This window comes from Starkeya nomas (assembly GCF_902703545.1).
Classification (GTDB): domain Bacteria; phylum Pseudomonadota; class Alphaproteobacteria; order Rhizobiales; family Xanthobacteraceae; genus Ancylobacter; species Ancylobacter moscoviensis.
This window is the reverse complement of record NZ_CACSAS010000001.1, coordinates 1577805-1598294: the sequence shown is the minus strand read 5'-3', so window position 1 is coordinate 1598294 and position 20490 is coordinate 1577805. Positions and strand designations below refer to the sequence as shown.

The window sequence follows — 20490 nt, the reverse complement described above, 5'->3', positions numbered from 1 at the left end:
GCCTCGGGATGGTGCGCCGACAGGGAGCGCGCCGCATGCTGAAGGCCTTCTTCTCCTACTACCGGCCGCACAAGCGTCTGTTCCTGATCGACTTCGGCTGCGCCGTGCTTTCCGGGCTGCTGGAACTCGGCTTCCCCATGGCGATGAAGGCCTTCGTCGACCTGCTGCTGCCGCAGGCCGACATCCAGCTCATCCTGCTCGCGGCCGTCGGGTTGCTCGCCGTCTACGCGCTCAACAGCGGGCTGATGGCGGTCGTCACCTATTGGGGCCATGTGCTCGGCATCAACATCGAGACCGAGATGCGCGAGCGGGCCTTCGAGCACCTGCAGAAGCTCTCCTTCCGCTTCTACGACAACTACAAGACCGGCCACCTCGTCGCCCGCGTCACCAAGGACCTCGAGGAGATCGGCGAGATCGCCCATCACGGGCCGGAAGACCTGTTCATCGCGGTGATGACCTTCATGGGCGCCTTCCTGCTGATGCTGTGGGTGCACCCGCCGCTGGCGCTCCTCACCGCGCTCATCGTCCCCTTCACCGCGCTGATCGTCGCCCGCTATGGGGGACGCATGACGCGGAACTGGCAGGCGCAGTTCGGCCGTGTCGGCGCCTTCAACGTGCGGCTGGAGGAGAACATCGGCGGCATCCGCGTGGTGCAGGCCTTCGGCAACGAGGACTACGAGCGCCGTCTCTTCGCCGGCGACAACGCCCGCTACCGCGACACCAAGCTCGACGCCTACCGCATCATGGCGGCGAGCCAGGCACTGAACTACATGGCGATGCGCCTCGTGCAACTCGCGGTCATGCTCGCTGGCGCCTGGTTCGTCGTGCAGGGCACGCTGTCGATCGGCGGCTTCGTCGGCTTCCTGCTGCTGGTCTCGGTGTTCTACCGGCCGCTCGACAAGATCGCGGCGGTGATCGAGACTTACCCGAAGGGCATCGCCGGCTTCCGCCGCTATCAGGAGCTGCTCGGCACCGAGCCGGATATCGCGGACCGGCCGGGCGCGCAGGCGGTGGGCCATCTCAAGGGTGACATCGGCTTCGAGGACGTGCGCTTCGGCTATACGCCGGACCGGCCGATCCTGACAGGCATCGACCTCTCCATCCGCGCGGGCGAGACGGTCGCCTTCGTCGGTCCCTCCGGGGCCGGCAAGACGACGCTGCTGTCGCTGCTGCCGCGCTTCTACGAGATCGACGGCGGGCGCGTCACCGTCGACGGCATCGACATTCGCGACATGACGCTCGCCTCCCTGCGTCGGAACATCGGCATCGTCCAGCAGGACGTGTTCCTGTTCGGCGGCACCATCCGCGAGAACATCGCCTATGGCCGGCTCGATGCCTCCGAGGAGGACATCCTCGCCGCCGCCCGCCGCGCCCGGCTCGACACGCTGATCGCCGAGCTGCCGGAAGGGCTGGACACGCTGATCGGCGAGCGCGGGGTGAAGCTGTCCGGCGGCCAGAAGCAGCGTCTCGCTATCTCCCGCATCTTCCTCAAGGACCCGCCGATTCTGATCCTCGACGAGGCGACCTCGGCGCTGGACACCCACACCGAACGGGAGATCCAGCGCTCGCTCGACGAACTGGCGCGCGGGCGCACCACGCTGGTCATCGCCCACCGCCTCGCCACCGTGCTCGACGCCGACCGCATCGTCGTCGTCACGCCCGACGGTATCGCCGAGCAGGGCACGCATGAGGAACTGCTGGCCCGCGGCGGGCTCTACCGGCGCCTCTACCAGGCCCAGTTCGGCGAAGGGCCGGCGTTGGTCGGCGGCTGAGCCGGAGCCGCCGGGAAGGGCGGCTCCGCAGCGCGCTCACGCGGTGGCTGTCGCGCCGCTGTCGAAGACCTTGAAGGGCGCGATGGCCTTGCGATCGATGATCGCCCCGAGGCCCGGCGCGGAAGAGACGCCGGCCACGCCGCCGCGTATCTCGCGCTCGAGCGGGTTCTCCAGCACCTGCACATAGGAGTTCGAATCCGAGAAGTACGGATAGATCTCGAGATTCATCGCATTCGGGATCACGGCGCAGAGCGCGAGCGAGGCGGCCGAGCACAGCGAGCTGGCGCAATTGTGCGGCGACACGCGGGCGTTGTAAGTCTCCGCCATGCCGGCGATCTGCACCGCCTCCAGCAGGCCGCCGCAATTGGCGATGTCGGGCATGACGATAGAGACCGCGCCGGTGTCGAGCACGTTGCGGAAGCCCGCACGCCCGTAGACCCGCTCCCCAACCGCGATCGGGATGGCGGTTCGCGCCGCCGTTCGGGCGAGGCCCGCCAGATTGAAGGGGTCGACCGGCTCCTCGATCCAGCGGATATCGAGATCGCGACACACGTCGAGGAAGCGGACGAGCTGGTCGTCGCAGACCCCGCCCGACAGGTCCAGCATGATCTCGATCTCGGGGCCGACCTCGGCGCGCAGCGCCTTCACCCTTTCCACCGCTCGGTGGAACCGGCTGTCGTCGACCATCCGGGCCGACACGTGGCGGAAGGTTCCGTCCGGCAGCTCGTGCGCGAAGGGGTAGCACTTCAGCGCGCGGTAGCCGTCCCTGAGCGGTCGGGCGGCGGCGCGCGCCCACTTCGCCACGTCGTCATATTCGTGGTTCCAGCCATTGGCGTAGACCTTCACCTCGCTGCGCACCGGGCCGCCCAGCAGTTCGTGGACGGGCACGCCCAGGGCCTTGCCCTTGATGTCCCAGAGCGCGAGCTCGATCGCGCTGATCGCCGCGAAGGTGATCGCGCCGCCGCCCTTGGCCCAGAAGGAATGGTCGTAGAGATCCTGCCAGATGGCCCGGACATGCGAGGGATCGCGGCCGGCGAGATTCGGGGCCATGTCCTCCAGCATGCCGGCGACTGCCGCCGCACCATAGCCATAGGCGACGCCCGCCTCGCCGAAGCCGGTGATGCCTTCGTCGGTGCTGATTTCGACGAGAACGGGACGCAGGCCGCCGCCCTCCACGCGATAGATCGCGACATGGGTGATCTTCATGAAAGACGCCTTGCGGGTAAGAGGAACGGCGGCGGGTGAGTGCCGATGGGGGTTATTTGTGCGCCGTCACCACGATCTCGATCAGCGTGTCGCCTCCGAGATCGGCGACGCCTACGGTCGCCCGTGCCGGCAGGTTTTCAGGCGCCACCCACGCTTTCCAGACAGCGTCCATCTCCGGCTTGCGGTTGAGGTCGGTCAGGAAGATCGTCGCCGAAAGCAGCTTGGTCTTGTCCGTGCCGGCTTCCGCAAGATAGGTGTCGAGCTTCGCCAGGATCTCGCGGGTCTGCCCGGCCATGTCGAGACTCTCGTCGTCGCAGGTCGTGCCGCCGACGAACACCATGCCGTTATGCTCGACGACGCGGTGCATGATGGGAGTGCGAAGCTGTCTTGTCGCCATTGTCTTCTCCTTGTCAGATGGATCGGGAATTCAGTGGCCGCCGTCCGCCGTCCGCCCGGTGACCGCGATGAGGGCCTCCGGCGTCTGCGGCATTGCGGCCAGCTCGGAGAGCCGCAGCGGCTTCACCGGCGGGCGCAGTCGATAGACGCCGATCTCGGCCGGACTCACGCTGCGCTCGGCTGCCATGATCTCGGAGACCGTGAGCGCACACATGCGCCCTTGGCATGGTCCCATGCCGCAGCGCAGGAATGTTTTGAGCTGGTTGGGGCCGGGCACGCCGAGCGCGACGGCCTCGCGCACCTGGCCCGCCGTTACCTCCTCGCAGCGGCAGACGATGGTTTCGTCGTCCTGCGGCGCGCGGAACGGCTCGGCGGGCAGGTAGAGGTTGTCGAGGAAGGCTCGCCCGCGGGCGAGCCGCCGCCTCTGCGTCACCAGCGCGGCCAGGTCGCCGCCTGCCTCGGGCGCGAGGCCGAGGTCGCGCAACGCGGCCCGCGCGGCAATGCGGCCGGAGACCTCGGCATGTTCGGCTCCGCCGATACCGGCGCCGTCCCCAACGACGAACACGCCCGGCAGCGAGCTGCGTCCCTCGCCGTCGGTCGTCGGTTGGAAGGCCCGCTGCGTCTCGTTCCATTCGATGGCGCAGCCGGCGGCGCTGGCAAGGTTGATGTTCGGCACCACGCCTTGGTGCAGCAGCACGCAGTCGGCGGCGAGGGTGCGCTCCCGGCCGCCCCTGTAATAAGTGACCGCCTCGGCCCTTCCCCGCCCGGTGATGCGCAGCGCCGTGACGCCGGATACCACCTTCAGCGAGCGGCGAACCTTCCACAGCAGGCCGAGGCCCTTGGAGAGGTAGGGCGACCGCAGGAAGCCGGGCAGATGGCGGAGCGCCGGAAGGCGCCGTTCCCGGTCGCTCGTGTCGAGCAGTGCCACGATCCGCGTGCCGGCGTCGAGAAGCTGGGCGGCCAGCAGGTAGATCAGCGGTCCGCAGCCGGCGAGAACCACACGTCCTGTCGGGACGATGCCCGCCGATTTGAGCGCGATCTGCGCCGCGCCCGCGGTCATCACGCCCGGCAAGGTCCAGCCCGGCACGGGCATCGGGCGTTCCATGGCACCGGTCGCCAGCAGCACCGCGCGCGCGTCGATCCGGCGGGCGGCACCACCCAGCGAGACGCCGATCCGGGCGAGGCCGGTCGCCTCCTCATCCCTGTCCTGTGGCGCCGGGTCGAGGCTCCAGGCGGTCGCGGTGGGAGCGTAGTCGAGGGCGGCGGCGAGGAAGGAATCGGCAAGCGCCTTACCCTTCCAGTAGTCGCGTCCGAGGAACGGCAGCTCCTGCGGGTCGTTGCGCGTAATGGCGCGATAGATCTGTCCGCCGGGTGTGCCGTTCTCGTCGAGCAGCAGTACGTGGGCTCCGGCCTCGGCGGCCTCGGTCGCGGCGGCGAGGCCCCCCGGGCCGGCGCCGATCACAGCGAGGTCGTACGCCTCGTCGAGCTGTTCGACATGGGAGAGAAGCCGCGCGCTCATGCGGCGCTCTCCGCAGCGATGGCAGGGGCGCCGTCCTGGCTCTCGATAACCATGCCGTCGCGCACCTCGATCAGGCAGCTTTGGCGGTTGTGTACGCCGTCCACCGTGACCAGGCAGTCGAAGCAGACTCCCATCAGGCAGTAGGGCGCGCGAGGTTCGCCGCCGACCACGCTGGTGCGGAAGGCGCCGACACCGGCGGCCAGAAGCGCCGTCGCGAGGCTCTGCCCCGGCGCGGCGCGCAGGGCGCGACCGTCGAAGGAGAAGGTCACGGCATCGGAGGGGGAGGGCTCACGCAGCCTGCGGAACATGGAACCTCCGCGAATCGAAAGGGGAGAGCTCGGTTGACAGCGCACCGGCGGCGATCTGCGGCGCAACGACGAGCGCGTGGTTAGCCGCCAGTGTCACGCCGGAGTGGCAGAGTGTCAGGAAGGCGCCGGGATGGGTCGCCGACTGCTCGTAGATGGGCAGGCCGTCCATCGACTTGATGCGGAAGCCCGACCAGCTTCGCACCACATTCAGGTTGGTGAGGGCCGGAAAGACGCGCAGGGCGCGGTTGGCGAGAACGGCGCTGATGTCCTGATTGGTAGCGATGGAAGCCGTATCGGTCTCCTCGCTGTCGCCGATCATGACGCCGCCTTCGTCGGTCTGGCGGATCGTCGCGGAGGTGTAGGGAAAGAAGGGGGCGCAGCGCTCCGTGACGATGATCTGCCCCTTGCTCCGCTTGAGCGGCGCGCTGAGCCCGACCATGGGCGCCAGATACGCGTTGCCGACGCCGGCGGCGAGCACGATACGTCGGGCGAACACCTCGCCCCAGTTTCCATGCAGTCGGAAGCCCCCGGCCTGCGGCTCGATCCGCGTCACCGTGCTGTGGGAGCGGTAGGATGCGCCGGCGGCCTGCAGTGCCGCGTGCAGGGCACGGAAGAGGCGCAGCGCGTTCACGTCGCCATCGGCTTTCGAATAGACGGAGCCCACGACCTCGGCTCCGACCGATGGCACGCGATCGCGCGTCTCGCCGGGGCCGAGCACCTCATAAGGCGCGGCTCTGCCGGCTGTCTCGCGTGCGATGGTCTCCATCTCCGCACGCATCGCGTCGAGTTCGCCGCGTGACAGGGCAAAGCTGAACGCGCCGCGCTGACGCAGGCCGACATCGATCCCGGTCTGCATGCGCAGCGCCGCGGCGAACTCCGGCCATCTCCCGGCCGAGGCGCTGGACCAGAGAGCGTAGTGCGCCGCGCCACGTCCCTTCCCCTGTACCCAGACCAGCGCGAAATTGGCGCGCGACGCCCGCAGGTCGAGATCCTCGCCGTCGAGCACCAGCGGGCGCAGGCCGCAGCGCGTCAGCCCCCAGGCGATCGACGCGCCGACCAGCCCGCCGCCGATGACAGCGATATCCCATGCGTCGGTATTGGCCATGAATCGTTCCGTCATGCACTTGAGGCCGGTGCGGCCGGATAGGTCGCACCGGATCGCCAAGTTCAGCCGCGGGGGCTGACGTCGACCTTGAACCACTTCTCGGAGAGGCGCTTGACCGTGCCGTCGGCGATCGCCGCCTTGATGGCGTCATCGAATTTCGTCTTCAGCGCGGAGTCGTCCTTGCGCAGGCCGACCGCGATAACGCCGAACACGCCACCCGAGAAGATCGGGCCGGCGAGCTGCGCGCCCTTCATGTCCGGCTTGTCGAGCGCGGCGGCGAGCACGGTGGCGTTGGCGACAACCGCGTCGAGACGACCGCTCATCAGGTCGAAATTGTGCTCCTCGGTCGTCTTGTACTCGCGGATATCGGCGATGTCCTTGAAGTAGGTCTCCATGAAGGTCGAGGCGGTGGTCGCACCCTGCACGCCGACGACCTTGCCCTTGAGCAACACCTTCATTTCGTCGATGCGAGTCTTGGCGCCGGCTTCCTGGGTGTCGAGCGAATAGGTCTCGCCGGTGCCGGGAAGTTTGCCGAGCGGGGAGTCCGAGAGCACGGCGAAACCGTTGATCCCGGCGGCGTAGGGCGTGGAGAAGGAGATGACCTTTTCGCGCTGCGGCGTCACGCTCATCGCCGCCATGATGGCGTCGTACTTGCGGCCCTCGAGGGCGGGAATGATGCCGTCCCAGTTCTGGGCGACGATCTCGCACTTGACCTTCATGCGCGCGCACAGCTCATCGGCGAGTTCGATCTCGAAGCCCTGCAGCTTCCCGTTCGGGCCGGAGAAGTTCCACGGTGCATAGGCGCCCTCGGTGGCGATGCGGACCACTGGCCCCTCGGCGGAAGCGGCGGTGGTGGCCGCAAGCAGCGCGGCGGCGGTGAGAAAGGCCTTGAATTTCATATGTCTACCCTCTGGTTGGTTTTGTCGGCAGCTAACGCGGTGCGGACGTTTTCCAGCCCTCGCGCGACAGGAACTGTCGAAGGCGGTCCGAACGCGGATTGGCGAACAGCTCTGCGGGCGGGCCTTCCTCCTCGACCACGCCGCGGTGGAGAAAGACGACGCGGTCGGAGACCTCGCGGGCGAAGCCCATCTCGTGCGTGACGATCAGCATCGTCCGGCCTTCCGCGGCGAGATCGCGGATGACCTTCAGCACCTCGCCCACCAGCTCGGGGTCGAGCGCGGATGTGGGCTCGTCGAAGAGCATCAGGCTCGGCTTCATGGCGAGCGCGCGGGCGATGGCCGCCCGCTGCTGCTGCCCGCCGGAGAGATGCGCGGGATAGTGATGGCGCTTGTCGGCGATGCCGACCCGGGCGAGCAGCGCCTCGGCCTCGGCGAGGCATTCCCGGCGGTCGCGCTTCTGCACGTGCACCGGCGCCTCGATGAGGTTTTCAAGGATCGTCAGGTGGGACCACAGGTTGAAGGACTGGAACACCATGGTCGCCTTGGCGCGCAGTCGGCCCACCTGCGCCATGTCGGCGGGGCGCGGTGGCTGTCCCGGCCGACGCGTGATCGCGATGGCCTCTCCCTGGATCGCGACGGTGCCGGCATCCGGGATTTCGAGCATGTTGATGCAGCGCAACAGGGTGGACTTCCCCGATCCCGACGCGCCGAGGATGGAGACGACCTCGCCGTCCTGTGCGGCGAGCGAGACGCCGTGCAGCACCTCGTGATGCCCGTAGCTCTTGCGGATGCCGGCGAGTTCGACGGCGGGCGTGTTCGGCCGTCCGGCCAGGGTCGGGTCAGCCATGCCGGGGTGCCTCGGTTTCGGGGCTCCGCGCCGGAGCGGGAGCCGCCCGCTTCTCCGGTGAGAGCGCGTTCTGCAGCGCGGCACAGAGCCGGGCGATGAGGAAGTTGATGGTGAGGTAGATGGCGCCGGCGCCGATGAAGACCTCGACCGGCCGGTAGCTCTGCGAGATCAGCTTGGCTGCCAGCCCCGTCACCTCCAGAAGGGTGATGGTCGAGGCCAAAGCCGTCGACTTCACCATGAGGATGATCTCGTTGCTGTAGGCCGGCAGCATTTGCCGGAATGCCTGCGGCAGGATGATGCGCCGGAAGGCGAGGGTGCGGGACATGCCGAGGGCGCGCGCGGCCTCGATCTGCCCGACCGCCACGGAGTTCAACCCGCCCCGGATCAGCTCGGCGCTGTAGGCGGCGGTGTTGAGTGCGAGGGCGATTACCGCGCACCAGTAGGCTTCCCGCAGGAAGGGCCAGAGCATGCTCTGGCGCAGCACCGGGAACTGGCTGAGGCCGTAATAGACGATGTAGATCTGCACCAGCACCGGCGTGCCGCGGAAGGCGAAGATGTAGAACCGCGCGGGATAGTCGAGCAGCGGGTTGCCGCTCACCCGCATCAGCGCCAGCGCGAACGCCAGCATCGCACCGGAGGAGACCGAGAGCACCGTGAGCTGCAGCGTGAGCGGCACGCCGCCGATCAGCGTGGAGAGCGTCTCGAGGAAGAAGGGAAGGTCGAGCATCACGCCGGCCTCCGGACGCCGCGCATGGCGCGCTTCTCCAGGGCCTGGAAGCCGATGCCCGAGACGAAGGTGATCAGGAGATAGAGCGCGGCGGCGGTGAGGAAGAAGCTGAAGGGCTGCCGCGTCGAGCCCGCGCCGATCTGCGCCTGCCGCATCAGCTCGATCAGTCCGACGACGGAGATCAGCGCCGATTCCTTGAGGACGAGCTGCCAGACATTGGCCACGCCCGGAATGGCGAAGCGGATGGCCTGCGGCAGGACGACCCGGCGAAAGAGCAGGAGGGAGGACATACCGTAGGCGCGGGCGGCTTCGATCTCACCCCTAGGGAGCGCTTCGACCGCGCCGATGAAGACCTGCGTCTGGTAGGCGCCCGAGACGACGCCGATCGCCAGTGCGCCGGTCAGGAAGGCGGGTGCGCCGACGAAGCCCTGCGCGCCGAACATCGATGCTACCGAGGTGATGAGCGAGCTGGAGCCGAAATAGAAGAGATAGATGACCAGGAGATCCGGCACGCCGCGGAACACGGTCGTGTAGACCTCGGCGGTCCAGCGCAGGGAGCCGAAGCGGGAGAGCTTCGCCGCCGCGCCGCAGCACCCGAACAGGACGCCGGCGACGAAGCCGACGATGCTGACGCCGATCGTCATGCCGGCGGCCGCGAGCATGTCGCGACCCCACCCATCCGGGCCGAAGCCCATGAGCTGGAAGTACTGCAAGCACGTAGCCCCTCGGCTCCACGCGCATGTTGCCCATGCGTCGAGGATGGCGACGGCGATAGCCGGCGCATCTGGTTCTGGTTTGCGGGAAGCGACCGTGAGTGGATGAATTCCCGTGGTGCGACGGAAGCTTGCATTGCGGCCGTATTCCGTCAAATTCGTAATCAGGCCTCATGAATAAACAGATGTTATGAAATCACGGATCAATCTTCGGCAGGTGGAAGCCTTTCGCGCGGTGATGCTAACCGGCCGGATGACGGCGGCGGCCGAGCTCATGTCCGTCACGCAGCCCGCGGTGAGCCGGCTGATCCGCGATTTCGAGGATGCCACGCGGCTTCGCCTGTTCGAGCGCCGGGGAAACCAGATCAGCCCGACCCCGGAAGCAGTCACGCTCATGCGTGAGGTCGAGCGTTCCTTCGTCGGCCTCGACCGGATCGCCTTTCTGGCACGGGAGATCGGCCGGCAGGCGGCCGGCACGCTGCGCATCGCTGCCATGCCGGCGCTGGGAAACGGGATATTGCCGCGCTTTCTCGCCCGTTTTCTGCGCGACAAGCCGAACCTGAACGCCTCGCTCAGCGGGCTGCCGTCAACCGCCGTGATCGAGGCGGTGGCGGCCGGCCAGGCCGATATCGGCTATGCGGATGGGCCGCTGGACCGGCCGGGCTTCATCATCGAGACCCATCCGATCGCCGCCGTCGTGGCCATCCCGGCCGATCATCCGCTGGCGGCAAAGGAGCTCATCGAGCCGCAGGATCTGCGCAACCAGCGCATGATCAGCCTGGAGCCGGGCACGGTCTTCGCGATGCGCGTCGAGGTGGCGCTGGCCGGCGTGCCGCGTCTCTCGACGCTGGAGACCCGCCTCTCGCACACCGCGCTCAGCCTCGTCGACGAGGGGGCGGGCATCGCCATCATCGATCCTACCTCGGCCAGCGAGTTCCGTGGACGCAACGTCGCCGTGCGGGCCTTCAGCGTGTTCATCGATGCCGGCTTCCTGGCCATCCGCCCCGAGCACCGCGTCACCTCGGCGCTCGTCGAGCAGTTCGCGAAGGAGTTCTGGATCTATCACGACGAACTGGTCGGACGGCGGTGAACGGCAGGAACTGAAGGCGGTCGACGCGGCTCTCAAGCCTCTCGCCGCCGCGCTCGCCGATGAACAGAAGCGCCGGATCCCGGCCTTTCTCGGCCTGCGCGAAGATGCCAGCGGCCTGCCGCAGCCGACCGCCGACTGTGGATTTTCAAGGAGGAGCAACAGCTTCCGCCTCCGGAGTGAAGGAAAGCAAGAGCCGCATGAACGGCGACCTGAACCGCCGCTATGGGCGGTGCCGGTGCCGCGCGTACCAGATCCAGCCGGTGACGAACGCGGCGAACAGGCCGAGCCACAGGAGCGGGAAGGCGATGAATATCGCCGCATAGGCACAGGCGCCCTCGAAACAGGTGCCGAGCAGGCCCGCATCGGCCAGAAGGGCCGCGAGGGCGGCGGCAGCGCCGCCGGTCAGCGTGACGCCGCCCGCGAGCACCAGCAGTCGAACGAACCAGATCAAGGCGCCATGATCCCCTTCAAGTCGCGCTCGCCAGCGTAACCCGTCCTCGCGGCGCAAGTCCCGTGAGCCGATTGAACTTTTTCCGCTGACGCCGTTCCATCGGGGCGCGCGCGATCCGCTCGCTTCTCCCGATCAGCTGTGTGCATATAGGCAGCGAACATCCGGGGCGTGAATGGTGAGTTCGGACGACACGATGTTTCTCGGCAGCGGTGAGGGCATGGTGGCTGCCGTCCGCGCGTTTGATTGGTCATCCAACCCGCTGGGGCCCATCCACACCTGGCCCGCGGCTCTCAAGACGGCGGTCGGTCTGGCCCTGAGTTCCGGCTTTCCCAAGGCCGTCATATGCGGTCCGGAGCTTATCACCATCTATAACGACGCCTTTGCGCCGATCCTCGGCGACAAGCCGGATTGCCTCGGCCGTTCGTTCCGCGACATCTGGAGCGAGGTCTGGCACCTCATCGGCCCGCTGCAGGAGAGGGCCTATGACGGTCATTCGACCTTCATCGAGGACTACCCGCTGGTCATCAACCGGCGTGGCTATCCCGAACAGGCGTATTTCACCTTCGCCTACACCCCCATCCGGGACGAGGTGGGCCATATCGTCGGCATGATGGATACCGTCATCGAGACGACGGCCAGGGTCGAGACGGAACGAAACATCAAGCTGATCAATGCGGAGCTGGGGCACCGGATCAAGAACACGCTGGCCATCGTGCTCGGCATCGCGCGCCAGACATTCCAGGTATCGGCGTCGGCCTCCGATGCGGAGGAAGCCCTCAACCAGCGCCTGATGGCGCTGAGTGCCGCGCATTCCACCCTCAATCGGCTGAGCTGGACCAGCGCGCCGATCGTGCGGGTGATCGAAGGCGCGCTCGCTCCTTACAGCGCGCAGGCCGAGCGGATCCGGCTGGAGGGGCCGCCGGTCGATCTTTCCGCCAAGCAGTCGCTCTCGCTGTCCCTCGCCATCAATGAACTCGCCGCCAACGCGCTGAAATATGGGGCGTTGTCCAACGACGAGGGCCACATCCTCCTTCGCTGGAACGCCGGCCGGCCGGGAACCGATGACGAGTTCCGGCTCGTGTGGGAGGAAGTGGCCGGTCCTATCGTGCAATCCTCCGGCCGCGTCGGTTTCGGGACGAAGCTGGTGCGGGCCGTGGGGATGGAGTTCGGCGGCGACAGCCGGATGGAGATGCGGCCGGAAGGCGTCCGGTTCGAGCTGGCGACGACGATGCGGCGCATCCACGTCGACGATCAGGGCGAGGGCTGATCCGCTCGCGCGGGACGGCAGCCATTGCGGCGCAGGGGCCGGGACAGCACCCGCATGCGAGCCGTCGGCGATCGCGAAGGCCGGTCGGGCCTGCCCAGCTTGCAGCCGAGGGCGCTGGGCAGGCCCTCTCAGCCCAGCAGCTCCTCCATCGCGTCGGCCAGCATGTCGGCATGGGCGACGGTGATGCAGAGCGGCGGACGGATCTTCAGCACGTTGCCATACTGGCCGGCGGCGCCGATCAGGATGCCACGGTAGCGAAGCCCGTTGATCAACCCCTTGGCGATCGCCGGCGCGGGTCCGTCTTCTGTGCCGAACTCGACGCCGAGATAGAGCCCGGCGCCGCGCACGGCGGTGATCGGCGCCTTCGCCTGCAACCGCTTCAGCCGGGCCATGAGATGGCGGCCGACATGGGCGGCATTGGCGATCAGCCCGTCCTCCTCGATCGCCTCCAGCACCGCGAGTGCGGCGGCGGTGGCGAGCGGGCTTGCGGCGAAGGTGTTGAAGTAGCCGAAATCGCCGCAGAACGCGGAGAGGATTTCCGGCCGCGTCACCACGCCGGCGATGGGGTAGCCGTTGCCCATCGGCTTGCCCATGGTCACGATGTCGGGCTCGATACCGTGGCGGGCGAAGCCCCACATGCCCGTGCCGGTGCGCCCGAAGCCGGGCTGCACCTCGTCGGCGATGAACAGTCCTCCGGCGGCATGCGTGACCTCGATCGCGGCTTTCAGGAAGCCGGGCGGATCGGCGTAGACGCCGTCCGAGGAAAAGATGGTGTCGACCAGCAGTCCCGCGAACTTTATGCCGTCGGCCTCCATGCCGGTGATGGCGGCGGCGACCGCGTCGGCGAAACCTTGAGCCACGTTATTGCCGAAGACCGCCGGGTCGGGCGGCGGCACGGTGCGCACATGGCTCGGCGGCTCGCCGTGCTTGTAGGAGGAGGGCGAGACCTCGGTCACCGTGGCGGTGTTGCCGTGATAGGCGGTCTTCGTCACCACGAAGCCCGTGCCGCCGCTCATACGCTTGGCGAGGCGCAGGGCGAGGTCGTTGCTTTCGCTGCCCGTGCAGGTGAGCACGAGATTGCTCAGGGAAGCGGGGAAGGTGGCGAGCAGCTTCTCGGCATAATCGTGCGCGACGTCGAACAGGTAGCGGGAGTGGATGTTGAACTCGCCCACCTGCCGGCGCACCGCCTCGACCACCTTGGGATGGCAATGCCCGACGGTTGGCACGTTGTTGTAGAAGTCGAGATAGGCGCGCCCGTCGGAGGCGTGGAGATAGGCGCCTTCGGCCCGTACGATCTTCAGCGGCTCGTCGTAGAACAGCACCGAGCCGGCGCCGAAGCTCTTCTTCCGGCGCTCCACCAGCGCGGCGACGTCGGGAGCGAGGGAAGCGCCGCCGCCGGAAAAGGCATTGAGCGAAAGGATCTGCAGTTCCGGGCTCTTCATGAGGCCGTACTCCCGGGTACGATGTCCGCGCCATCCGCGTCATAGGTGGCAAGGAAGATGCGGGCGAGATCGACCGTGCCCGACGTATAGGCCTCGCCCAGCGCCAGCGCTGTCGGCGTTTCCGAGTGCGAGGCGATCCAGGCGGTGAGCAGCATCCGCCGCAGCATGATGAAGACCGGCAATATGGCGCAGTCCTCGTCGGAAAGGGGGGCGACCGTGCGGTAGCCTTCGATCCACGCGGCCTGCAACTCGGGAATGTAGGGCTCGTGCTCGCTGAAGCTCACCGAGGCGGCGAAGTCGTAGAGGAACCACGAGAAGCCGCAATCGTCGAAGTCGATCACCGACAGCCGGTCGCCGTCGACCAGCAGATTGGCGACACGCATGTCGGCATGCACGAGGCCGAAGCGGCTTTCATCCGTGCCGTAGTCCTCGATCAGACGGCGCAGCACGTCCGCCGTGCGCTCCAGCACCGCGCGGCCCTCGGCGTCGAGGCCGAGGCCGGCACGCCAGTCGCCCCAGAGCTGCACCTCGCCCAGCATCGCCTCATAGTCCCAGCGCTTGCGCACGAAGCCGTCGGGGCGCTGCCAGCGTTTCGCATGGGCGTGCAGGCGGGCGTTGATGGCGCCGAGCTCGCGATACCAGCGAGGAAGGTCCTCGCCTTCCGCCGGCTCGCGTCCCGGCAGCAGGTTGAAGGCGACGACATGGCGGGTGCGCCCGTCATCGTCGATGTCGGCGATCAACGCGCCATCCGTCTGGGGAACCGGCGTCAGCGTCGGAACCACGCCGTCACGCCCCAGAGCGGTGAGCCAGGCAAGTTCGGATTCGATCTCCGCGCGGCTGTGATAGCCCGGCCGGTGTACGCGGAAGACGAGGTCGCGCCCTGCCGCCGGATCGTGCGCGCGAAAGGTCGCGTTCTCGGAAATGGTCAGCAGCTTGAGCTGCGTGCCGCCCGACAGTCCCCAGCGCGGCAGGGCGGCGCGCAGGCCGCCCTCCAGCCGCATCAGGAATGCCTCGTCATACATCGGTTCGGTCATCGTCGGGGCTTCATCAGGTCCTGGGGATCGGGCATCCATGATCGGCAGAGCGTCGAGGCTCATGGCACTGCGCCGGACACCGCCGTTACCGGGCCATCGGATGTGGCTGCTCCGGCATGGCGGGCGAGGAAACCGAGCAGCGCCGCATCATAGGCGGCCGGCTCCTCGCTCAAGTCCAGCACTCGCCGCACCGTCTCGACACATCGGCCGATCTCCCAAAACGAGACATCGTCCGGCCTGTCGGAGGCGCCGCAGCCGAGCTGGTCGAAGGCGACGACGCGGTAGCCGTGCTCACTCAGGAAGAAATGCGCGTCACGAAGATAGTCGCAGGGCAGGCCGGGACCGCCGTTTAGCAGGAATACGACCTCGTTGCTCGTTCCGTAGCTGTAGGCGACCACCTTGTGGCCGTCGACATCGACGTCGATCCGCGCATCGGCGGGAAGGGTCTGCCACATCGCTAGGCCCGCCCCGCGCTGGATGAAACCGCCACCGTTATCTCCACGCCCGCCCGGGCCAGCGCCCGCGCGACGGCTCCGTCCGGCGCGCGGTCGGTGACGAGGCGCTGTATGTCCGGGATGCGCGCCCAGATGGCGAGCGAGGGGATGCCGAACTTGCTGTGGTCGGAGACGACGATGGTCTCTGCCGCCCGGTTCATCATCGCCTTGTAGACCGAGGCGGCGGGAGCCTCGGCGTCGGCGAGGCCGTCGGTGGTGATGCCGGAAATGCCGAGCAGCGCGCGGTTGATATTGTAGTTCTGGAGGAACTCGGTGGTCTCCACGCCGACCATCATGCCCTCGCGCGCGTTGTAGCGGCCGGGGCACATGATGATCTCGATGGTGGGATTGGCGGCGAGCACCGTCGCCACCGAGAAGGAATGGGTGATCACGGTGAGATCGCGGCACTCGGCGGACATGCGGCGCGCCACATGGGTGGTGGTGGCGCCCGCGCCGATGGCGATCACTTCCCTCGGCTTGATGAACTTTACCGCCGCGGCGGCGATGGCCTCACGCTCGGTGACCATCATCCGGTGCCGTTCGGTGACGGCCGGCTCCGAAGCGAAGGGGCGCACCGCGCCGCCATAGGTGCGGTTGAGCAGGCCGCGCTCCTGCAGCTCGAACAGGTCGCGGCGGATGGTTTCGGTGGAGACGTCGAGCTCCGCCGCGAGGTCGCCCACCCGCAGCGTCGCCGAGGCGCGCATCTCGGCGAGGATGCGATCCTGTCGCGCCGCCTTGTCGAGGCGAGGGCGCCGCCGCTCGGCGCTTCGTATGATGTCGTCGCTGCTCATGCACATTCACTCATGCGGCTTCACTCACGCTGCCGCCCGCCGGCGTACCAGAAGGCCGATCAGTCCGCCGGCCAGCAGCAGGGCGGCCGCCCCGAACGTCGCCATGGTGCCGAGCGCCGGGACCATGGGCGTATAGCCGGCCACCATCTTGGCATAGAGCCATTCCGGAATCGTCGAGTCCGCACCCGTCGTATAGAGCGACAGCGGAAAGTTGCTCCAGGAGAGCAGGAAGGCGAACAGCATTCCCGACCATATGCCCGGCCAGAGCAGGGGCAGCGTCACCTCGCGCAGCACCTGCAGCCGTGAGCAGCCGAGATCGAAGGCCGCCTCTTCCAGTGCGGGGTCGAAGCCGTAGACCTGAATGGCGATGACCAGCGTCACCACCGGCACGATCCACACCGTGTGGGCGAACACCGCCGTCGCCCAGCTCGTCTGGATTCCCACCGCGTTGAAGCCGAGCAGCATGGCGAGCCCGAGCACCGGCTGGGGGAAGAAGATCGGCAGGAGGATCAGCTTCTGGTAGAGCCGGCGACCCTTCCAGTCGTAGCGGGCGAAGGCGAGGGCGCCGAAGGTGGCGATGACCACCGAGACGACCGTCACCAGCAGGGCGACGAGGATAGACGTCTTCACGATCATGCCGATCTCGATGGAATCGACCGTCTTGCCCCACCAGTCGGTGGAATACTGCTTCACCGGGAAGCCGAAATACCGGCTCTTGTTGAAGCTCGCCAGCGCGCCGCAGGCGATGGGGAGGTAGATCACCACGAGGACGAAGAGCGTCCAGCCCCAGATGGTGGCGTCGCGGCGCTTGTGGGCGATGGCCATCAGCGCCTCCCCAGCATGCGGTCGAGGTCGAGCTTCGACAGGGCGAAGAGCGTCAGTCCGCTGATGAAGACGGTGACGATCACGGCCAGCGCCGAGCCGAGCGGCCAGTTCTGCGAATAGGTGAAGGCTATCTCGATGTCGTGCGAGATGACGATGATCGACTGCCCGCCGAGGATCTTGGCCTCCGCCGTGGCGCCGATGGCCAGCACGAAGGTGAGCAGCATGCCGATGAGGATGCCGGGTATGGCGAGCGGCAATTCGATCTCGCGCCAGATGAACAGCCGCCCGGCGCCGAGGTCGCGGGCGGCGTCGATGAGGTCGCGCGGCACGAGGGCGAGGCCCAGCGTCATTGGGAACAGCATGAAGGGCAGGTAGGTGTAGACCATGCCGAACAGGGTGATGCCCGGCGTGTACAGCACCTCCGGCCCGCCGGAGAAGCCCAGCCATTTCAGCGTGCCGTCGAGCACGCCGTTCTTGATGTAGAACAGCACCCAGCCATAGAGCCGGACGTTTTCCGACACGAAGAGCGGGAAGACGAACAGCACGCTGATCAGCGGCGCGGCGCGGCCGAACACGACGTTGAGACCATAGGCGATGGGATAGGCCACCACCGCGAGGATGGCGACGGTTGCCAGCGCGAAGCCGCAGGACCACAGGAAGGACAGCCACACCGTGTTCGAGGGATCGAACAGGGTGGCGAAGTTCTCCAGCGTGAAGGAGCGGAACACGTCGAACGAACGCGGTGTCGCGAAGGCGTAGCCGAGAATGGCGACGAGCGGCGCCAGGAACCCGATGCCGAGCAGGATGGCGACGGGCAGGGCGCAGCGGGCGCCAGCGGAGAGAACTCGCGCACGGCGCAGCTCGACGGCGGTCTCGGGGGCGTGGGCGAGGGCGATGTCGGCCATCGCTCAGCCCTCCAGCGTGAAGGCGTCGGCGGCGTCCCAGCCAAGCGTGACGTGCGGATCCGCGCTGGGCGCAAGCGCGCGGGCTCGGGAGAGTTCGACCAGCATCACCTTCTCGCCTGCCCCCTTGGTCTCCACCCGCACCTGGTACTGGATGCGCGAGCCGAGGGAGTATTCGTTGTAGACGGTGCCCTCGAGCCGGTTGTCGGCGGTGTCGCCGGGGCCGAGGAAGCGCATGAACTCGGGACGGACGACGATGAAGGCCTCGTCGGTCGCGACGCCGTTCCGGGGCGGGGCGACCTGGAAGGTTCCGGGCACGTCGCGGCCCGACCAGACGCCATCCGTGCCGCGCCCGACCTTGATCGTGTTCACCTCGCCGACGAACTCGCAGACGAAGCGGTCGACGGGCGCGCCGTAGATTTCCTCCGGCGTGCCGACCTGCACCAGCCGGCCGGCGCGCATCACGCCGATGCGGTCGCTCATCACCATCGCCTCCTCCAGCGAATGGGTGATGTAGATGAAGGTCTTGCCCGTCTCGCGGTGGAGGTCCTTCAGCTCCTTCTCCAGCGCCTTCTTGAGCTTGTAGTCGAGGGCGGAGAGCGGCTCGTCGAAGAACAGGACTTCCGGATCGTAGGCGAAGGCGCGGGCCAGCGCCACGCGCTGGCGCTCGCCGCCCGAGCACTTCATGACGTTCTTGTCGAAATAGCTCTCGGGCAGGCGCACGACGCGCATCAGCTCCAGCGCGCGCGCCTTGCGCGCCGCCGCGTCGACGCCCTTCACCTTGAGCGGGAAGGCGATGTTCTCGCCGACGCTCTTGTGCGGGAACAGCGCCAGCGACTGGAAGACGAGACAGGTCGGGCGCCGGTTGGGCGGCACGTCGTTGATCAGCTCGCCATGCAGCGTGATGTTGCCCTCGCTCGGTGTGTCCATGCCGGCGAGCATGCGCAGCAGCGTCGTCTTGCCCGAGCCGGAGGGGCCGACGATGGTGAGGAACTCGCCCGCGCGCACATCGAGATCGATGCCTTCGACAGCGGTGAAACCACCGAAGGTCTTGCGCACGCCGACCAGCTGGAGGATCGGCTTGGGGGGCGCTTCCACGAGGGCGGTTTCGGTCGGCGAGGTCTGGAGCATGTCGTCTTCCGTGATGGCCCGGCGGCGGGCGGTCGTCGCCGGTGTGAGGGGGCGAACGTTTCGATCCAAGGCAGCGGCTGGCCGTTGTCAGACCGTCATCCCCGGGCTTGACCCGAAGTCGGCATTCGCCGACTTCGGCTTCCCACGAACGGAATTCGGGAAAATCCGAATTCCGGGGATCCACGCCTTCGACCGGGCTCTGCGCCATCGAGGTCGTGGATGGCCGGGCCAGGCCCGGCCATGACGAACCTCACTTCGCCGTAGCCCGCGTCTTACCCCCGAAGCCGCTTGGCCGCGTTCATCAGATCGAGCGCCTTGTCATAATCGGGCACGATGTCGTACTCGACCGAGCGGGCCATCTCCTCTTCCAGGCTGTCCCACTGGATCGCGTCGAGCTCTTCCTTGGTGAAGAGGTCGAAGCAGGCCTTGTTGCCCATCTGCGAGACCGGGTTGAACGTTCCCTCGGCGAAGGCGACGGTATGCGCGACCTCGGGATCCTGCACGTATTTCAGGAACTCCAGCGCCAGCGGCGAGAGGTTCGGATTGTTCACCGTCGAGGTGATCTCGATCCACGAGATGCCGCCCTTGCCGCCGGTGAGCGGACCCTTGAGCGGGGTGATCGCGCGCAGGTTCGGATGGCCGTCGGCGCGGGCCGGCGAGACCGAATAGGTGCCGCCGGTCAGATGCAGGTCGATCTCCCCGGAGATCAGCGCTTGGTTCATCGAGGCGATGTCGCCGATCAGCTTGGCGCCCTTGAAGACGCGCTTGGCGGTCTCGTCGAACTTCGTCATCTCCTCCGGCGTGTGTTCCTTGAATGGATCGATACCGGCGACGATAAAGAGGTTGAAGACGTTCCAGTCGTCGGATTCGAGGATGCCGTACTTGCCGGCGAGGGCGGGGTCGTTGAAGAGGTCCCAGCCCACCTCCTCGGCGGTCTTGCGGCTGACCTTGTCGGTGTTGACGACGAAGCTGTAGGGCCCGAAGCGCTGGGCCATGCCGATCAGATCCTTGCCGTCGTCGCTCATCGCCCATTTATAGGGCGGCTTGAAGCTCGGCAGCATCTTGTCGAAGAACGGCTCGAACTCCGCCTTGGGCAGCGGCTTGATCAGCTTCTCGGGCAGCATCACCTTGCGTGCCCAGGGGTTGTTCACGTTGATCAGATCCCAGGTGTTGATCTCGCCGGCGCGCAGCCGGTTGATCATGGTGGGATCGTTGGTGAGGCTCTCGGCCTTTACCGTGGCGCCGGTCTTGGAACGGAACGGGTCGAGCACCTGCGCGGAGTTGTAGCCCTCCCAGCACAGGATGTTCAGTTCCTTCTCGCGCGCGGCGAACGCCTTGTTGGCGTTCATCAGCGGGCCGGCGGCGGCGAGAGCCCCCAGCCCCGTGCCCATGCCCTTCAGCAGCGACCTTCTGGAAATACCGGCCATCTCGAAGTCCCTCTGGAGTGTTGGCGCGGATGGTTTGCCGCCGCGCGTTCGATGCCGCACCGGAGCGAGCCGATGTGGTTTTTATGTTGGACTGTGTGTGATCCTAAACATCCTGTTTTGGGCTTTACAACACCAATTTTGCAG

General features: G+C 67.3%; 20 protein-coding genes and 1 pseudogene. 3 read left to right on the top strand and 18 right to left on the bottom strand.

Translation table 11 applies throughout. The features are described 5' to 3' along the window. Window positions 1–35: 35 nt before the first annotated feature. On the top strand, window positions 36–1772 hold the full coding sequence (locus tag STARVERO_RS07720) for an ABC transporter ATP-binding protein (protein ID WP_159598439.1): 1737 nt from the start codon (window positions 36–38) through the stop codon (window positions 1770–1772). A gap of 36 nt (window positions 1773–1808) precedes the next feature. On the opposite strand, the gene STARVERO_RS07715 is transcribed toward STARVERO_RS07720, so the two are convergent. From STARVERO_RS07715 to STARVERO_RS07675, 9 genes are all read right to left on the bottom strand, one after another. Further along, a complete protein-coding gene (locus STARVERO_RS07715; protein ID WP_159598438.1) occupies window positions 1809–2978 on the bottom strand; it encodes a mandelate racemase/muconate lactonizing enzyme family protein in 1170 nt (389 codons plus the stop codon). Window positions 2979–3030: 52 nt separating this feature from the next. After that, window positions 3031–3375, bottom strand: coding sequence for a RidA family protein (locus tag STARVERO_RS07710; protein ID WP_144343347.1), 345 nt, complete (start codon window positions 3373–3375; stop codon window positions 3031–3033). A 30-nt stretch (window positions 3376–3405) separates the two neighbouring features. Continuing rightward, entirely contained in the window at window positions 3406–4893 is a 1488-nt protein-coding gene (locus STARVERO_RS07705) for an FAD/NAD(P)-dependent oxidoreductase (protein ID WP_159598437.1), read from the bottom strand. Further along, window positions 4890–5201, bottom strand: a complete 312-nt coding sequence (locus STARVERO_RS07700) for a (2Fe-2S)-binding protein (protein WP_159598436.1) — start codon at window positions 5199–5201, stop codon at window positions 4890–4892. Before STARVERO_RS07700 ends, STARVERO_RS07705 begins: the two co-directional genes overlap by 4 nt. Continuing rightward, the gene (locus STARVERO_RS07695) at window positions 5182–6306 is read right to left on the bottom strand and encodes an NAD(P)/FAD-dependent oxidoreductase (protein ID WP_159598435.1); all 1125 of its coding nucleotides are present in this window, start codon (window positions 6304–6306) and stop codon (window positions 5182–5184) included. The genes STARVERO_RS07700 and STARVERO_RS07695 overlap by 20 nt, the downstream gene beginning before the upstream one ends. Window positions 6307–6368: 62 nt before the next feature. Next, window positions 6369–7205: a lysine/arginine/ornithine ABC transporter substrate-binding protein gene (locus STARVERO_RS07690; RefSeq protein ID WP_159598434.1), complete on the bottom strand. Its 837-nt coding sequence runs from the start codon at window positions 7203–7205 to the stop codon at window positions 6369–6371. Window positions 7206–7236: 31 nt separating this feature from the next. Continuing rightward, on the bottom strand, window positions 7237–8052 hold the full coding sequence (locus STARVERO_RS07685) for an ABC transporter ATP-binding protein (RefSeq protein ID WP_159598433.1): 816 nt from the start codon (window positions 8050–8052) through the stop codon (window positions 7237–7239). Next, the gene (locus STARVERO_RS07680) at window positions 8045–8779 is read right to left on the bottom strand and encodes an ABC transporter permease (RefSeq protein ID WP_159598432.1); all 735 of its coding nucleotides are present in this window, start codon (window positions 8777–8779) and stop codon (window positions 8045–8047) included. The genes STARVERO_RS07685 and STARVERO_RS07680 overlap by 8 nt, the downstream gene beginning before the upstream one ends. Continuing rightward, a complete protein-coding gene (locus STARVERO_RS07675; protein WP_159601660.1) occupies window positions 8779–9474 on the bottom strand; it encodes an ABC transporter permease in 696 nt (231 codons plus the stop codon). The genes STARVERO_RS07680 and STARVERO_RS07675 overlap by 1 nt, the downstream gene beginning before the upstream one ends. A gap of 208 nt (window positions 9475–9682) precedes the next feature. Between STARVERO_RS07675 and STARVERO_RS07670 the strand changes: the two genes are divergently transcribed. Beyond that, window positions 9683–10582, top strand: coding sequence for a LysR substrate-binding domain-containing protein (locus tag STARVERO_RS07670; RefSeq protein WP_272482973.1), 900 nt, complete (start codon window positions 9683–9685; stop codon window positions 10580–10582). Between the two features lie 220 nt (window positions 10583–10802). On the opposite strand, the gene STARVERO_RS07665 is transcribed toward STARVERO_RS07670, so the two are convergent. Continuing rightward, window positions 10803–11033 carry a hypothetical protein gene (locus STARVERO_RS07665; protein ID WP_159598431.1) on the bottom strand — a complete coding sequence of 77 codons (231 nt, stop codon included), beginning with the start codon at window positions 11031–11033 and terminating at the stop codon, window positions 10803–10805. 193 nt (window positions 11034–11226) lie between these two features. Between STARVERO_RS07665 and STARVERO_RS07660 the strand changes: the two genes are divergently transcribed. Further along, on the top strand, window positions 11227–12300 hold the full coding sequence (locus STARVERO_RS07660; protein WP_159598430.1) for a sensor histidine kinase: 1074 nt from the start codon (window positions 11227–11229) through the stop codon (window positions 12298–12300). Window positions 12301–12428: 128 nt separating this feature from the next. On the opposite strand, the gene STARVERO_RS07655 is transcribed toward STARVERO_RS07660, so the two are convergent. The 8 genes and pseudogenes from STARVERO_RS07655 to STARVERO_RS07620 form a co-directional block, all read right to left on the bottom strand. Further along, a complete protein-coding gene (locus STARVERO_RS07655; protein ID WP_159598429.1) occupies window positions 12429–13742 on the bottom strand; it encodes an aspartate aminotransferase family protein in 1314 nt (437 codons plus the stop codon). After that, entirely contained in the window at window positions 13739–14776 is a 1038-nt protein-coding gene (locus STARVERO_RS07650) for a phosphotransferase enzyme family protein (protein WP_159598428.1), read from the bottom strand. The genes STARVERO_RS07655 and STARVERO_RS07650 overlap by 4 nt, the downstream gene beginning before the upstream one ends. 164 nt (window positions 14777–14940) lie before the next feature. Further along, window positions 14941–15231: pseudogene (locus STARVERO_RS07645) on the bottom strand (alpha/beta fold hydrolase); the annotation flags it as partial. Between the two features lie 2 nt (window positions 15232–15233). Next, entirely contained in the window at window positions 15234–16061 is an 828-nt protein-coding gene (locus tag STARVERO_RS07640) for a DeoR/GlpR family DNA-binding transcription regulator (RefSeq protein ID WP_159598427.1), read from the bottom strand. A gap of 24 nt (window positions 16062–16085) precedes the next feature. After that, window positions 16086–16886, bottom strand: a complete 801-nt coding sequence (locus STARVERO_RS07635; RefSeq protein WP_200837725.1) for an ABC transporter permease — start codon at window positions 16884–16886, stop codon at window positions 16086–16088. Beyond that, entirely contained in the window at window positions 16886–17791 is a 906-nt protein-coding gene (locus STARVERO_RS07630; protein WP_159598426.1) for an ABC transporter permease, read from the bottom strand. Before STARVERO_RS07630 ends, STARVERO_RS07635 begins: the two co-directional genes overlap by 1 nt. 3 nt (window positions 17792–17794) lie before the next feature. Then, window positions 17795–18919 (bottom strand): ABC transporter ATP-binding protein, encoded by a 1125-nt coding sequence (locus STARVERO_RS07625; protein ID WP_159598425.1) that lies wholly within the window; start codon window positions 18917–18919, stop codon window positions 17795–17797. Between the two features lie 272 nt (window positions 18920–19191). Further along, complete coding sequence (locus STARVERO_RS07620) at window positions 19192–20346, bottom strand: ABC transporter substrate-binding protein (RefSeq protein WP_159598424.1); 1155 nt, start codon at window positions 20344–20346, stop codon at window positions 19192–19194. Between the last annotated feature and the right edge of the window lie 144 nt (window positions 20347–20490).